Here is a 16614-nt window from a genome sequence, read left to right as displayed (position 1 = left end):
AATACATCGCGATAGGCATGATTTATTTCTAAGCTCACACGAAATATTATTCATTAGATAATGTATATTCATACGATGATCAAGCTTATTTTAAATAGAAATCTATTATTATTATTTATTTGATATAATTGAATTTGATAATTAACTCTCTATTACTTGCTAACAACTTATGATCTTGTTACATTAAAAATAACGGGCGTTTCTGCATTTTCCTCTTCAATTGAAAATGCGGGGCGCGCTCGGGGGGAATTCCATACAAATGATTCAAGTCTATAGAGTTTAGATGCATCCTGTGCACCAGACCTTTGTGTCTGCACTTGCATGGATATTAGGAAACAGGACGGGGCGGCGTCATGACGGATCGCAAGCGCGAGCAAGCATCGAGAAAACCTGTGCGCAAATCGGCGCGACTGGCTGCATTATTAAGCATTCAGGTTGCAATTGGTATTCCGACCGCCTTTGCCGAAGATCCGCCACCGCCTCAACCCTCGAAGACGTCCTCACTGGGGAAAACCGTTACAAATCCCATAACGGGCGCCACTACAACGGTCAGTGCGCTGCGGGTTGATCCGGCAGGTACTGCAACTGCTGGCACGACAGCATTTGTTCAAACGGCGGATGGTTACACATTTCTCGTAAAGACGGTGGGAGAACAGTTTTATAACGCAGATACGCCCCCGACTGCTTTCGCTATTACGTCGTTGAGTGGAAACTCCGCTGTGGTGACCAGTGCTGAGGCGAGTGGCAGTGCCTCATTTGATATTGGCCAAACGACCACATCCTTCAATACGAATTTTAATAGCTCTGGTTCTGAAGGAACGTTGACCCCACCCGTCGATGTGAGCGGGCCCAACGGTGTTAAACAGGTTTTCTACGGCAAGAACGGGAGCAACGGTCGCGCTGGCGCGTTGTTTGTGCCGCCATCTTCTGGCGGAAACGGAGCGGCTGGCCCGACGAACGTCCAGACGCTCAGTGGCAATGTTAATGCAACCTCTAATATTGGTTGGGAGATTGGCAGTGTCGGCGGAAATGGTGGAAAAGGGGGTAACTCTTACGCCAGCTTCTGGAGCGGACGTGACGGTGGTGACGGTGGTGCTGGCGGGCAAGTTAACGCAACACAGGCCTCCTCCAGTACAATCAAGACAACTGGTTCGGGCAACCACGGAATTTTTGCTTACAGCCGTAGCGGTGAGGCCGGTGATGGGGGTGGCGGTTTTGCTGCGCCTGGCGGCGGTACAGGCGGGCATTCATCAAATGGCGGTTACGTCACAGTCAATCAATATGGCGTGATTGCAACGAATGGGGAAGGTGCGCACGGCATCTATGCTTTGAGTGTCAGCAATAATGGGGGGAATGGCGGCGATCAATGGGGCCTTGTGGGCGAAGCGGGTAGCGGTGGTTACGGTGGCAGCGGTGGACGCGTCGACGTTAATACATTTGCCGGCGCGCAAATTCTGACCGAGCAAAATTATTCTCACGGCATATTTGCACAGTCGATCGGCGGATCTGGCGGATCTGCGGGGACGAGCGGCAATTTGCTGGTCTCACTTATTGGTAGCGCTGATAATGGTGGTGATGGCGGTGAGGTCCATGTTGATAATCGCGGTCAGATACAGACTAATGGCTTCGCATCACGCGGCATCATGGCCCAATCAATCGGCGGCGGCGGTGGAGCAGGTGGGACAGCTGCAGGTCTAGTCGCGCTGGCTTTGGGCGGCGTCGGATCGAACGGCGGCGATGGAAGCGCAGTTACTGTGATGAACGGTGAAAGTGGGTCAATCCTGACGAAGGGTGATCTTTCAGATGGTATTATGGCGCAATCCATTGGTGGTTCTGGCGGCCAAGGGGCGGATGCCTTTGGCCTGGTAAGCATCGGTGGCAATGGTTCCAAAGGTGGTCATGGTTCAGCAGTTACAGTTACCAATTACGGCCGTATAGCGACTGAAGGTGAAGGCGCGCGCGGGATTATTGCGCAGTCGATTGGAGGCGGTGGTGGTGATGGGGGCTCTAGCGGTGGCATGGTCGCGGTCGGTGGCAGCGGTTCCGGTGGTGGCGCTGGCGCCACGGTCAGTGTGACAAATGATGGTGTGATTACTACCAAGGGTAATGACGCCATGGGCATTCTTGCCCAATCGATTGGCGGCGGCGGCGGTAACGGTGGATCTTCGGGCGCTGTTGGGCTTTTTGCTGGCGTCGGGATCGGTGGTAAAGGTGGTGCGGGCGGTGCGGGCGGTGATGTCGATGTGACCCTGTCCAACACGGACTCGAACCAGCCTTCACAGATATTCACTACAGGCAATCGTTCGACTGGTGTTTTCGTCCAGTCGATTGGCGGCGGTGGCGGTAACGGCGGCGGTGCGGTCAGCGTTGCAGTCGGTGCGTTCGGCGCAGCCTCCGTGTCTGTCGGCGGTTCTGGCGGTAGCGGCGGTGCAGGTGGCACGGCAATTTTGACCGGCAGTGGTGAGGCAAGCGTCCAAACTGAAGGCGCGGACGCAACCGGTGTGTTGCTCCAGTCGGTTGGCGGCGGTGGCGGCAACGGCGGTTATGCGATTTCGGCAGCAGCCTCTGCGGGTCCGGTTTCTGGCTCATTGGCTGTTGGAGTTGGCGGGTCGGCCGGATCGGGCGGCGCAGGCGGAGAAGTGCGTGTCGGCGTTGTTGATGGGAGCGGTAACCTTACAGCGCCTGGTTTTTCGGGTAGCGTTGTCACCACGGGTGAGCGTTCTGCCGGTATGATTTTTCAGTCAATTGGCGGCGGCGGCGGTAACGGGGGTCTCGCCGTCGCTGCAGCTGGAAGTGGCTCACTGATATTCTCGGGTAGTGTATCTGTTGGTGTCGGCGGTTCGGGTGGGGATGGCGGCCAGGGCGGTCTGGTTCGCGTTTATACGAATGCGGACATTACCACGCGTGGCAACAGCTCATCCGCCTTGTTGGCACAATCTGTCGGCGGTGGCGGCGGCAATGGTGGCGGCAGTATTGCTGCTGGCGTAGCCGCAAGCGGTGGAGGCTCCGGGACGATCAGTGCGGGCGTTGGTGGCAGTGGCTCGGGCGGCGGTGCCGGTGGCGATGTTAATCTTATCGCTGGCGGTGATGTCATTCGGACAACGGGTCAGTTTTCGACGGCAATTGTCGCCCAATCCGTTGGCGGTGGCGGTGGCAACGGCGGTTATACTGTTGCTGCGGGTGCTGCTGGCGCCGGTGCCGGCGCGGGTTCTATTAATGTGGGCGTGGGTGGTTCTGCTTCAAAGGGTGGATCTGGCGGTTCAGTCAGCGCTCAGGTCGATGCTGTCGTTGTCACGGAAAATGACGATGCGGGTGCTATCCTCATTCAGTCAATTGGCGGTGGTGGTGGTAACGGTGGCTTCGCGATCGCAGCTGGCGCTGCGGGTGGGGGCGCCGGCGCTGGTGCTGTTTCGGTCGGGCTGGGTGGATCCGCAGGCGAAGGTGGTGCCGGTGGCTCTGTCGTTGCGAAAGTGAATAATAACGTCGGAACGCAGGGCGATCGCGCGGCAGGTGTTGTCGCTCAATCGATAGGCGGCGGCGGCGGGAATGGCGGCTTTTCTGTTTCAGGCACTGTTTCGGGTGCGGGTGTAGGAAGCGGGTCGGTTTCAGTTGGACTTGGCGGGTCCGGGGGCAGTGGTGGTAACGGTTCTACGGTTACTGCAACTGTCACTGGTAACGTCACGACAGAAGGCACGGACTCTACGGCTGTCCTTGCTCAGTCGATTGGCGGCGGTGGCGGCAATGGCGGCTTCAATGTTTCAGGTGCGATTAGCGGATCTGGTGTCGGCAGTGGTGCTGTGAGTGTCGGCCTTGGTGGCGGAGGCGGTGCTGGAGCAACGGGTGGTGCGGTAACTCTCACCACCAATGGATATATCCAGACCCAAAGCGATCGTTCTTCGGGCTTCGTTGCTCAATCGATTGGCGGTGGCGGTGGCAATGGCGGCTTCAACGTGTCCGGTTCGATCGCAGGGTCCGGTACCGGCGCAGGAACCGTTAGTGTTGGACTTGGCGGATCAGGTGCTGGGGGTGGCAATGCCGGCTCGGTGAATGCAACCTCGAACGGAACAATTTTGACGAAAGGCTTTGCTTCAACAGGTTTTGTCGCCCAATCGATTGGCGGCGGCGGTGGTAATGGCGGCTTTAATGTCAGTGCGGGCGTGTCGGCGGCGGGTGTCGGGGCGGGCTCAGTAACTGTCGGGCTAGGAGGCAGCGGCGCAGGCGGTGGCGATGGTGCGGCGGTTATTGCGCAGACCAACGCCAATATCGAGACGCGCGGCGATGCTTCAAGCGGTATAGTTGCGCAGTCGATCGGCGGCGGCGGTGGCAATGGTGGCTTCAATATCGCGCCATCGCTATCGGGGGCTGGAACTGGATCAGGTGCGATATCAGTTGGCCTTGGCGGTAGCGGCTCTGGTGGTGGTAATGGCGGTCAAGTCGACTTAACGGTTAAAAATGACGTCCTGACGCAAGGCTCACAGTCCTCCGCAATCGTTGCCCAGTCCATTGGCGGCGGCGGTGGCAACGGCGGATTCAATGTGTCGGCTGCTGGAAGCGGTGCTGGCACTGGTTCCGGCGCGGTCAGCGTCGGACTTGGCGGGAGCAGTGGCGCAGGTGGTTCGGGTGGTGTGGTCAATAGCCAAGTTACTGGTAACCTTGGCACCAATAGTGATCAATCTACAGGCCTGCTTGTGCAGTCGCTTGGCGGCGGCGGCGGCAATGGAGGCATGAATATCTCTGCGACCGTTGCGGTTGCGGGTACGGGATCAGGTGGTGCGGCCGTAGGTCTCGGTGGTTCAGGCGGATCGGGTGGCGCTTCTGGTGCTGTAACCTCGATATTGACCGGTGATGTGACCACTAAAGGAGATAGTTCCTCTGCGGTTGTGGTCCAGTCTCTGGGTGGAGGTGGTGGTAATGGTGGCCTCAATGTATCGGGCACCGTGACAGTCGCCGGATCAGGATCGGGAGGCGTATCGGTCGGTATTGGTGGTAGTGGCGGCGATGGTGGCAATGCTGGAGTTGCCGATAGCACGATCGATGGAGACATTCAGACTGCGGGCAACGACGCGGCTGGCGTCGTTGTTCAATCTGCTGGTGGCGGTGGTGGCAATGGAGCGATCAATGTTTCAGGAGCCATCAGCATATCTGGAAACGGTTCTGGTTCAGCAAGCGTCGGTATCGGTGGTTCCGGAGGGTCCGGTGGTACAGGTGCTGGTGCTTCAAACATAATGAACGGTAATGTATTTACTCAGGGCGATCGTTCAGGCGGCGTTGTGGTGCAGTCGCTCGGCGGCGGCGGTGGCAATGGTGGCATAAATGTTTCAGGCGCCGTCAGCCTTGCTGCACAAAACAGTGGTGCTGTTGGCGTCGGTATCGGTGGCTTTGGCGGTTCAGGAGGCAGCGCCTCTACTGCGAACAACGATCTGACTGGCAATGTCTCCACGCAGGGCAATGACGCAACCGGGGTATTGGTGCAGTCGATTGGCGGCGGCGGCGGTAATGGTGGCATCAACGTTTCTGGAGCTCTTAGCCTTTCTGGAAATGGCTCCGGTAGTGCCGCGGTTGGCGTGGGTGGTTTTGGTGGTTCTGGTGGCTTCGCCGGTGACGTGACCGGTAAGTATGAAGGCATTGTTTTAACTGCTGGTGATCGCTCTGCCGGCCTCGTTGCGCAGAGCCTTGGCGGCGGCGGTGGCAATGGTGGGATTAATATTTCCGGTGCTTTGTCGGTCGCCCCACAATTTTCTGGTTCTGTTGGACTTGGTATTGGTGGTTTTGGTGGTGATGGCGGTGTAGCTGGTTCCGTCGATCAGACGGTAATTGGATATGTTGAAACCCAAGGTTTGGATGCCATCGGCATTCTGAGCCAGAGTCTAGGCGGCGGTGGTGGTAATGGAGGCCTGAATGTCAGCGGCGGTGTGTCGTTGTCTCGGCAGACAAGTGCTGCCGTCGCATTGGGTGTCGGTGGTTTTGGTGGTGGTGGTGCGAATGCTGGTGCGTTGACCGCATCCGATGTAACCGGTGGCGTATTGACGTTTGGCGACAGAAGTTCAGCCATCGTGACGCAGAGCCTGGGCGGCGGCGGTGGTAACGGCGGTATGAGTGTCTCGGGTGGCCTCAACCTCAGCCAGCAGAACGGTGGCTCCGCGTCACTCGGCCTGGGTGGTTTTGGCGGCGGCGGTGGTGATGGCGGGAACGTGACCAGCAAAGTGCGCGTCACAGATGCTTATGACAACATAACCACTATCGGAGATGATAGCATTGCGGTGATGGCACAGTCTGTTGGCGGCGGTGGTGGTACCGGCGGCCTCAATGTGTCCGGCGCAGTTAATTTGACAGGGCAATCTGGAGCTGCTGTAGCCCTTGGTCTGGGCGGCTTTGGCGGCGCTGGTGGAAATGCCGGGACGGTCGGGCTAGATGTCATTGGAACAGTAAATACTTTTGGTGATCGCTCGACAGGTCTTATGGCGCAGAGCCTCGGCGGCGGCGGTGGTGTCGGTGGCACCAATATCTCAGGATCGCTCGCTCTAACCAAACCATCGGGCTCAAGCACGATTTTTTCCGTTTCAGCAGGTGTGGGTGGTTTTGGCGGTGGGGGCGGAGATGCCAGCGCGGTCGAACTTTCCTATAGTGGTTTGCTCAGTGCACTACCACGAACCATCAACAGTGACGGAAGTGTGAGCTTTAATGAAACGCAGGGTGCTGACGGTGTGGTTGCGCAGTCGATCGGCGGCGGCGGCGGTCAAGGTGGATTGAACGTCAGCGGCGGCGTCGCCATTAGCGGCAAGCCAGGCCAAGGCCAGGCCGATGCAAGCAAATCCTATGGCGTGCTCATCGGTGTGGGTGGTTTCGGCGGCACCGGTGGCAATGCTGGCACGGTTGATGTTAATATTGGCTCTGGCAGCACCATTTTGTCACATGGCAGTGGCCGATCCGGCATTCTCGCGCAATCGGTCGGTGGCGGTGGCGGCAATGGCGGCGTGAATGTTAGTGGCGGCATTGTTTCTGATACCTCGTTGATCGTTGGAATTGGCGGCATGGGCGGCAATGCCGGCTCGGCTGATGATGTAAATGTTACCGCTCGGGCAGATATCCGAGTTACGACGGATCCTTCAGACTTCGATGAGCCGAGTGATCAGAGTTTTGAAACCAAACTCCGAGATGTCCTCGGAAACTCGATCGTGGATACCACGGAGGGATTAGTCGGCGACTTTGGGCTGAAGTCTCTGTTTGTTGATTTGGGCCTCTTCAAAAGCGATGAGACTTTGCCCGATACTAAGGGATCGGCTGGTATCATGGCTCAATCTATCGGCGGCGGTGGGGGCAATGGTGGTCTCAATGTATCTGGCGGCGTCGCCATCAGCAAGGATGGCAAGATTCCTTCCGTCACATTCGGAGTGGGCGGTTCTGGTGGCGTCGGCAATGTCTCAGGTGACGTTACTGTGGATCATGCTGGAACCATTGAAGTCGAAGGCAATTGGAAACACGGTATCCTGGCGCAGTCTATAGCAGGTGGCGGTGGTAATGGTGCGCTTAACGTTAGCGGTCAACTAAACTGGGGCAGCTCCGACAGTTCGGGCGGCGCAACTGACCTCAGTATCGTTGCCGGTCTGGGTGGAAATGGCGGCACTGGTGCTGATGCAGGCAATGTTGAAGTAACATCAAACGGCGACATCGCAACGCGAGGCTATCACTCGCGCGGCATCTTTGCACAATCGATCGGCGGCGGTGGCGGTACGGGTGGTATCAATGTTACCGCGGTCGCAACCAAGGACAGCTCGCCTGTCGGTATCGGAATTGGTGGCAGTGGCAGTAATGGTGGTCATGCTGGGAGTGTGACAATCAATCGTGGAACGTTGCTGCAATCGGCTGGACTTATCATAACAGATGGATCCGGCGCACACGGCATTGAAGCAAGCAGCATTGGCGGCGGCGGCGGTGACGCAGGTATCAATGCGGTCCTCGGGATCAGCAAAACCACTGGGTCTGGTAGCAATAGTGGTTCAGGTGAGGATCGTAAGGAAACTGTGAATGATGGTGTGCAATCGTCTTCTGTTTCAGGCATCACCGACAAGATTGATACGGCTGATGCCGCCACCGGAAGCGGAGGTAGCGGTAGTAGCAAGACCGTCAATTCGGCCATTATTGCCATCGGTGGATCGGCGGGGAATGCTGGCAACGGCGGCGAAGTCGACGTCAAGCATTTTGGTGACATAGTAACCTTGCAAAAAGATAGCCATGGCGTGTTCGCGCAATCGCTAGGCGGCGGGGGAGGTAACGCGGCCTTCAACGCTGGTATGGTCTTCGAAACAGGCGATGCCTCAAAGAACAAAGGCTTTGGCATTGCGATTGGTGGTGGTACGGGGATTGGTGGCACTGGCGGTGACGTATCGGTGGACAACTCCGGCGTTATCTACACGCAAGGAGAAGGGTCCCACGGCATCTTTGCCCAGTCAGTGGGCGGCGGTGGTGGTAATGCTGGCTACAACATGCTCACGACAGGTGGCGAGGATGGCAATATTGGTATTACAATCGGCCGTACAGGTGGAACGGGCGGATCCGCAGGTGACGTCAGGATAAACAGCGACAGCGTGGTACTGACACAAGGCGCGCGTTCTCATGGCCTTTTTGCGCAGTCGATCGGTAATGGTGGGGGTAACTCGTCGTCGACATCTGTTTCGCTCACAACACCCAAGGACGGCGATAAGGCTGGCAACAGTTTCTCTGCAAAAATTGGTCTCGAAGGCGGCCAGGGCGGTGCATCTGGGAATGTCGAGGTTGCGGCGGCGGGGCTAATCTATACGCTTGGCGAAGAGTCACACGGTATTTTCGCACAGTCTGTTGGCGGTGGCGGTGGCAATGGTGGAGGAACGACTGGGTCCGCAGGGAAAGCGACTTCCTATTCGATCAATGTTGGTGGCAATGGCGGCACAGGCGGCACATCAGGCAATGTCGATGTGACAAGCACAGCTCTTATTGCAACCGAGGGTGAAAACTCGGTTGGTATCCTCGCTCAATCCATCGGTGGAGCGGGTGGTACTGCGGGTTATGCCAAAGCAGGCACATCGATCCTGGATATTGTGAAGAATACCGTCAAGGGCACAGAAATCGGCACGACCACGTCAATCAATATTGGCGGAACAGGTGGCGATGGCATGACCTCGGGCGATGTGACTGTCGCCAATGCGCAAGTGGTGACAACGGTTGGCAATAATGCCCATGGTATCATGGCGCAGTCGGTCGGCGGTGGCGGTGGCAAGGGTGGACTGGTCGAAAATACCATTGTCAATCTGCGCTCGACAATTGCCAGCACATCGACACTTTCAATCGGTGGTTCCGGTGGTACAGGCGCGGTTTCAGGGAACGTCAGCGTGACCAACACCACCGATATTGGTACCCAGGGCAAGAAAGCGGCCGGCATATTTGCGCAGGCAGTCGGCGGCGGCGGCGGTGACGCGCAACATGTGCGCAATATCGTTGCAGGCAGTGATGCCGATAACAGCACGCGCAATGCGCTGTTGATAGGTGGCTCAGGCGGCAGCGGTGGTGCTGGCGGAAACGTTGTTATTGGCAATTCAACTGCAGCACGGATCATCACTGACGGTGAGGAGGGTCACGGTATCTTTGCACAATCCATCGGTGGTGGTGGCGGTAATGGTGCCGAGGTGCTCTCACTCACCGTGACAAAGCCCGCAAGTGTGTCCAATAGCGAACACGGTTTGCAATTGGGTATCGGGGGCTCTGGCGGCGACGGCGGTCGCGGTGGTACGGTCGATGTTGTCAATGACGGACTGATTATCACGCGCGGAGACAAGGCCCACGGCATTCTTGCGCAGTCTATCGGCGGCGGCGGCGGAAATGGTGGCTACTCCGTCACCGGTACACTCTCGCTGCAGAAAGGAACCGAGTCCAATCCATCAGTGGCACTGAACATCGGCGGTTCAGGTGGCAGCGGAAATGCGGCCGGCGCTGTAACTGTTACCAACACAGGCGAAATTAGTGTCGCTGGCAAGCAGTCTTATGGCGTGCTGGCACAGTCTGTTGGCGGCGGTGGTGGCAATGGCGGAATGGCCGTAGCGCTTTCTCTCAACGATCTTGTCAACCAGGCTCGCGGACAATCCTATTCAAAGATAGCGATCGGCGGAGCGGGCGGTGATGGAGCGGATGGCGGCGACGTTACTGTTAATCACAGCGGTACAATTCGAGTAAGCGGTGAGAATAGTTTTGGCATCTTTGCGCAGTCGGTCGGCGGAGGTGGCGGTAATGCAGCGCTTTCAATTTCAACGCCGGCCGTCATGGCGGCTGATTATCTCATCTCCACAACACTTGGTGCCCGTACTGGGACCAAGGGAAGCGCCGGTGTCGTCACAGTCAACAGCACAGGCGATATTATCGTCACGGGAGAAGGCAGTCAGGCGATCTTCAGTCAGTCGGTGAACGGCGGCGGTGGCAATGTCGACACATTCCTCGACTTTGCGTCGACCGTTGAAGATGGATCAGATAGTGGCGCTGCGGTCTCGCTAACGAGTAGTCTTTCCCTTGGCGGCAATGATGTCGATGGCAATAATGGCGCTGCCATACGTCAGTCGCATCAGGGAGATATTGCAACCACGGCCGATCGATCCGCCGGTATGCTCATCCAGAGCATTGGTGGTGGTGGTGGGCTATCGACTACCACAATGGCATCCAGCATCGCTGGTGATGTCACACTGAGTGCGCTACTGGGCGCGATCAACACTGACGATTCTTCTGGTGGCGATGTGTTTGCAACGCGCCAGGGCGATGTATCGACGCGTGGTAACTTCTCCGCTGGTGGACTGGCACAGTCGATTGGCGGCGGCGGTGGTCGATTGATTGTTTCCGCTGAAGAACGCTCGCTGAATAATGGCCAGCGTACTGCGAATGTTACACTTGGTGCAGACCCTTCGCTGCGCAATGATGGCGGTGCAATCGCGCTGACTTTGAATGGCGCAGTCTCGACGCAGGGTGACAATTCCAGCGGTCAGATCGTGCAATCCATAGGTGCGGGTGGCGGTGAGGCTTATCTTGCAGGGATCGATCAGGCCAAGCTGACCCTTGGAGCCAGCGATGGATCAACCGGAGATGGCGGAAGCATCTCGGTTACCAATGTTGGTGATCTCAGCACGGCCGGCGTCCGTTCACACGGCTTCCTCATCCAAAGCATCGGGGGAGGCGGAGGCCTCATAGGAACTGACTTGGCGCCTGCGAATATTGATCTGCTTTTGTCGGCGGACAATGCTGGCAATGGTGGTGCAATCGAATTTAGAAGCGAGGGGAATCTTGTTGTCACAGGTGCCGATTCAATCGGCATCCTTGCACAGAGCCTTGGCGGCGGTGGCGGGAGTGTCGACGGACTGTTCCACGGTAGCGCAGGTGGCAGTGGGCATGGTGGCACTGTCGCACTCGATCTGTCGGGCAACGTCTTGGCGCTTGGCGAGCGGGGTATTGCCGTATTCGCTCAGTCTGAGGGAAAAGATGGAGCTGGCAATATTAATGTCGCGCTTGACGGTGTGATTATCGGTGGCAGCAACGGCGTGCCTGCATCTGTCGCAGCGGTGGAAACCGCCGCAGTGACCATCGATGGTGGTGCGTCCAACACGCTTTCTCTGTCTTCAGACAGCTTCCTAATGGCACTTAACAATCGCATTGTTGGTGGCAGCAGCGGTTCAGATCAAGTCACGCTCAACGGCCGTGCCGTGGGCAATATTGATCTTGGCGGAGGCATCAACTCGATGTCGGTCACTCAAGGGGCTTCGTTCTACGCGCAGGATGAGGTCAATCTTGGTGCAGCAGGCGAGATGCGCATCGATGGAGACCTCTACCTCGGTGGTGTGGCGTATTATACGCCAGCTACCGCTCTGAGTGCACGTATGGGTAGTTCTGAATTTGCGGTGACGCAAAACGTTAGCCAGACAACACTTCTGACTGGATCGTTAAATTTTGGGAGCACGGCAAGTTACACTGCTGATGTCTATTTCCGTCAAGATCGAGCTTCGGGTGGCAAAAGTGATCTCATCAATGTCACTGGCGACGCCACGATTGCAGGTACAGTAATTCCAGTACTGCATCAGCTCGATCGGCTCCAGCCTCTGGTGCTGATCAATGCTGACGGCGTGACCGCGAATGATGCAACGACTGTAATAGGTTCGCCAGTTATGCGTTACAAGATCGGACTAAATGGTCCAACCGGTGATGGATCAACTATTGATCTTATTCCATATGCCGATTTCAGGATGGCCGGTATGAACCGCAATCAAACGCTGACGGCTGAGCACGCAGCACGTGTCCTGCAGGGGCAAGGATCAGTCAACATGGGGCCGATGTTTGCGTTGATCGCGAATATGCAGACAAGCGCTGAAGTTTTGAGTGCCATCGATAATCTGAGTTCACAAGACTACGCGACGACACAAATCGACGCTCTGCAATCGGGTTACCGTTTTGCCCGCACGATGGCCGATTGTGGTTACGACAATTTTGCCGCCCGCATGGGTGACAGCAAGAACTGTTACTGGATGAGCGCAAGCACTGGCAGACTGGATCGTGATGCGTCTTACCAGTATCGCAGCTTTGAAACGCAGAACTCCGGCATTTATGCCGGCGTGCGGATGCCACTGTCAGAAGATCTTTATCTCGGTTTCGGTACAGGTTTTGAAGATTTCAGTCTGACAAGCGGTGATCGCTTCTCATCTGAAGGCCAACGGGCACTGCTAGGCGTTTCGTTGTCAAAATTCAAAGGCCCGTGGGAGCTGTACGGCATCCTGAATGGCGGAACCGCTCAATATGATAGTACTCGTCTGATTGACATCTACGGCACATTGCCAGGTGGTGATCCTGTCATTGGCGGGACTGCCACAGTTAAACAACGTATCAGTCAGGCAAATTTCCGCGTCGGGTCGGCGTATCGTTACCAGCCAAGCGGTGGCGCCGCCTACTTGCGTCCAGCTCTCGACTTTGATGCGAGCTATCTCTATTCGGGGGGCGCTACGGAAGGCGGAACCGCCTACGGCCTTGAACTGGATAGTACTGGTCAATGGGTACTTTCCGCGACACCATCACTTGAGGTGGGTGTTGAAGCGTCAATCACCAGTTCGCTTATGATGCAGGCCTATCTGCGTGGGGAAGTGAGTTTCGCCAACAAGGATGATGTCTACATTAATGCAACATTTGCTGGTGCAAGCGGCGCGGACGGAACGTTCAGAAACTACAGCCAATTCGGTGATGTTACCGGGCGTTTGGATACGGGCTTAACTTTCTACGATACGGCCAATACCACTCGCTTGACGTTCGGCTATCAAGGACAATGGAGTGAAAAGACAGTTGGCCATACAGCGACTGTCAATCTTGGGCTACGGTTTTAAAGTGTGAATGAGAGAAGAGAAATTATGATCCGACAGATCACGACTATGATCGTTCTCGCTGCAACCCTTGGGCTGGGCTTTAACGCCTATGCGCAAGATCAGGCAGCGAGCGCAAGCCCTGAACAACCAGCAGAGCAGAACGCCGCTCCTGCGGCACCGCTCTGGCTCACAAGTTGCTCGAACCAAGTGCAGACGGAAGAGCTGTTGTGTGAAGTATCTCAAAGTATTGTGCTGCGACAAGGCAACCAAACCCAGCGCGTAGCGACCGCTTCAATCAACCGAGTTGCCGGTAAATCAGAAACAAATGCCTTTTTTACGCTGCCATATGGTGTGAGCTTGCCCGATGCAGTCAAAATTCTGATCGATGATAAGCAGGTTGGAACGCTAGCGTGGCAAAGCTGTGATACTGGTGGCTGCTATGCAAGTGCCAAGGTTGATGCAGCATGGCTGAAGGCAATGCGGGATGGCAAGACGATGACGGCGAATTTGAAAAGCCGCGATAGCCGTGATCTCACGTTCTCTTTCCAGCTCGCAGGCATTTCAAAGGCTGAGTCTCTGTTACCAGCTGCCCACTGAAGTGAATTGACACCTTCCATGAAGCCGCGAATGCCTTGCGTTCGCGGCCTTTTTCGTCAGATAGAAAGCACGTAATACACAGCCAAATTGTTCTCCGATCTAAATCTCACCGCACAAAATCCGAAACTGGCTTATAAGTGTGCGTAGTTTGGCCTTCGCAGCCGCTCATCTAACAGGAGATTTGGATGATCAAACTCATTACGTTTACCTCTTTGGTCGCCGCCATGCTTTCGTCAACAGCTTTGGCTTCCGGGGCAGGATCGATTGATGAGATAACTCTGTCTTCTGGGGGCGTTGCGGAAATCTCCAGAAAACCTTTGGTCTCCAGTGACGGCTTGGTCGAGATCGAAGTTCCGCTTGGTCAGGTTGATGACGTACTCAAAAGCTTGGTGCTTAAAGGCGGTAGGGGCGTTATCAATAATATTTCTCTTGCGGGCCCAAGTCCGCTTGATGAGGTTTTCAGGCAACTTCCTTTTACGCCGTCAGACTTGTCTTCAATTTCAAGCTTGCTGTCGTCGATTCCGGGCACCTCAGTCACGGTTTCAAGCGGTGGGAAGACAGTCAAAGGCAAGATTTTGGGCATTGAGAATGCTGCCGGCACAGAAGACAACAAACTCTATCTACTTACCGTTCTTGATCAGGATGAGAAGATTCAGACGATAAAGCTTTCTGAGGATACGTCACTGGGTATTGACGATCCTGATATTAAAACCAAACTTGCAAATGCCACCCAGGCGATGGGGAAAGGCAGCAACGACAGCTCTCGATTAATTCGAATAGCGGCCAGCGACCTAGGGGACGAAGATGCCCGATTAGCTTATGTCGTTGCCGCCCCCATTTGGAAGGCAGCCTACCGCGTTCTGACACAACCCGAAGGCAAGGCACGCCTACAGGCATGGGCAGTGGTTGAGAATGCCAGCGGGGAAGATTGGAAGGATGTGAAGCTCACGCTCACCTCGGCTGACCCCGTGACCCTCAAACAGCGTTTGCACCAGATCTATTGGAAGGACAGGGTTGAGATTCCGGTAAACGTCGCCACTGTTAATTCTGTCGAAGCGGACACTGGTAACTTGAACAATAGAATTCGATCAAGTTCTTTGAGTAAAAAAGACACCGCATTTGAAAGCGATGAACCGGTGATGGAGGCAGCGCGTGCGCCGGCACCTGCCACCAGCGGTTACGGCGGAAGTTCCGCGAACGAGCCTCTGGATGGCGCAACTGCCACAGCCACTGAAAATGATATCAGCGCAAGCTTTGCACTGCCGGGCACTTTCAATCTGGCTAACGGGGACAGTTTGTCGGTGCCCATTGCGGATGCGCAAATTGATGCTGAGATGATATCTATTTATCGCAGCGCCAGCAGCAGCGCTCATCCTGTTGCCGCCCTTATGCTCAAAAACGTAACCGATACCAGCATGCCGGGTGGTATTCTGACAGTTTATGACAGCCGCACCGGTTATGTTGGGGACGCAGAACTTATAGGTTTGCCAAAGGGTGACACTAGAATTGCTGCGTTTGCCACCGATCGCAAGGTGACAATAACGCAAGAGCAGCAGCCCACCCGGCAGATCATCGACATCAAGGTGGTTGATGGGGTCGTGCGCATTTCAGAGAAGCTGCGTGAAACCACGACGTATCGAATTTCCGGTGCTCTCGACGCGGACAGGACGATTGTCATTGAACATCCTACTCGTGACGGCTGGTCGTTCTCGTCGGATGCCGAGGATGGTAGAACTCTCTCCTATCGACGATTAAAGACTTCGGTAAAGGCAGGCCAGGAAAAAGCTGTCGTCGCGGTCGACGAGCGCATTCAAGATGAACGCTATGGGCTCATTGATATTGATCCTGCGACGCTTGTGAGCTGGTCTTCCACGGCGTCCGATAAAGCTGTTGCAGACAAATTCGCTAAGCTCGCCGACGCGCAGCGCGTAAAAGCTGAAAAGGAGCGGGAACTGCAAAATTCGGAGGAAAAACTGCAGTTTCTTCAAGATGAACAAGAGCGAATTCGCCAAAACATCGCTGCCGTCCCAGAGAATAGTGACCTGAAATCCAAGTACCTCGCGATGCTGGACAAAAGCGAGACAACGATTGCAGATGTGTCAAAAAAGAGAGAAGCAGATAAGGCCGAAATCGATCATCTTGCCCAGCTTCTCAGAGAGCAGATCAGGAATTTTTAGACCGCTCAGATTTTCAGTGGATGTTTTGGTGGTAGATCGCAAAAAATGCAATTGTCGTAAATGACCCTATGGCGGTGAGCAAAAATGCTCGCCGCGCAGCCTGGCGGTCCTTGCTGAGCGAGCCAGTTACGGCAGCAACCAATGTCCATAGGATAAGAAATGCCCAGAGCAGTAAAGTGTAGACGGGCTTTGACAGATCATAACCGCCTCCACCAATTGATGGAGATGTGGGCGGCGTTGGGTTCAAAAGCCAGTTAATTGCACCTGTTATGACGACCAGCAGGGCTATCCATAGATAAAAAATGCGTTGTGGCATCTTGTGAGCCTTAGTTTTGATGACGGGAAAAATTGGTAGAAGGAATGGGCTTGGTAGCAATGCAGTTTGAGATGACCTTCCGCAAGCCTTCTGCGCCGAAATCAAACTTTTTTGCATGTTCAAAGTAGCTGAAATAGCAACAACTTGGAGGGCAGAGCAAAATGGCGAGAAG

The 16614-nt window shown here is 55.6% G+C and carries 4 protein-coding genes; 3 read left to right on the top strand and 1 reads right to left on the bottom strand.

Annotated features, from left to right (window positions below; genetic code table 11):
- Positions 1-353: 353 nt before the first annotated feature.
- From KMS41_16985 to KMS41_16975, 3 genes are all read left to right on the top strand, one after another.
- Positions 354-13373, top strand: coding sequence for a hypothetical protein (locus tag KMS41_16985; GenBank protein ID QWK79190.1), 13020 nt, complete (start codon positions 354-356; stop codon positions 13371-13373).
- 24 nt (positions 13374-13397) lie between these two features.
- Positions 13398-13949: an invasion associated locus B family protein gene (locus tag KMS41_16980; protein ID QWK79189.1), complete on the top strand. Its 552-nt coding sequence runs from the start codon at positions 13398-13400 to the stop codon at positions 13947-13949.
- Between the two features lie 185 nt (positions 13950-14134).
- Complete coding sequence (locus KMS41_16975) at positions 14135-16126, top strand: DUF4139 domain-containing protein (GenBank protein ID QWK79188.1); 1992 nt, start codon at positions 14135-14137, stop codon at positions 16124-16126.
- Positions 16127-16139: 13 nt separating this feature from the next.
- Here KMS41_16975 and KMS41_16970 read toward each other — a convergent pair whose 3' ends face one another.
- Positions 16140-16559, bottom strand: a complete 420-nt coding sequence (locus KMS41_16970; protein ID QWK79187.1) for a hypothetical protein — start codon at positions 16557-16559, stop codon at positions 16140-16142.
- Positions 16560-16614 lie beyond the last annotated feature (55 nt).

This window comes from Ochrobactrum sp. BTU1, from assembly GCA_018798825.1.
GTDB lineage: Bacteria > Pseudomonadota > Alphaproteobacteria > Rhizobiales > Rhizobiaceae > Brucella.
Note: the sequence above shows the minus strand (reverse complement) of the source record. Positions and strands in the feature narration are given on the sequence as shown.

Excerpts from the sequence above, each read along its gene's own strand:
- KMS41_16970 (QWK79187.1), bottom strand. The coding sequence starts at position 16,559 with ATGCAAAAAAGTTTGATTTCGGCGCAGAAGGCTTGCGGAAGGTCATCT.
- KMS41_16980 (QWK79189.1), top strand. The coding sequence starts at position 13,398 with ATGATCCGACAGATCACGACTATGATCGTTCTCGCTGCAACCCTTGGG.
- KMS41_16985 (QWK79190.1), top strand. The coding sequence starts at position 354 with ATGACGGATCGCAAGCGCGAGCAAGCATCGAGAAAACCTGTGCGCAAA.
- KMS41_16975 (QWK79188.1), top strand. The coding sequence starts at position 14,135 with ATGATCAAACTCATTACGTTTACCTCTTTGGTCGCCGCCATGCTTTCG.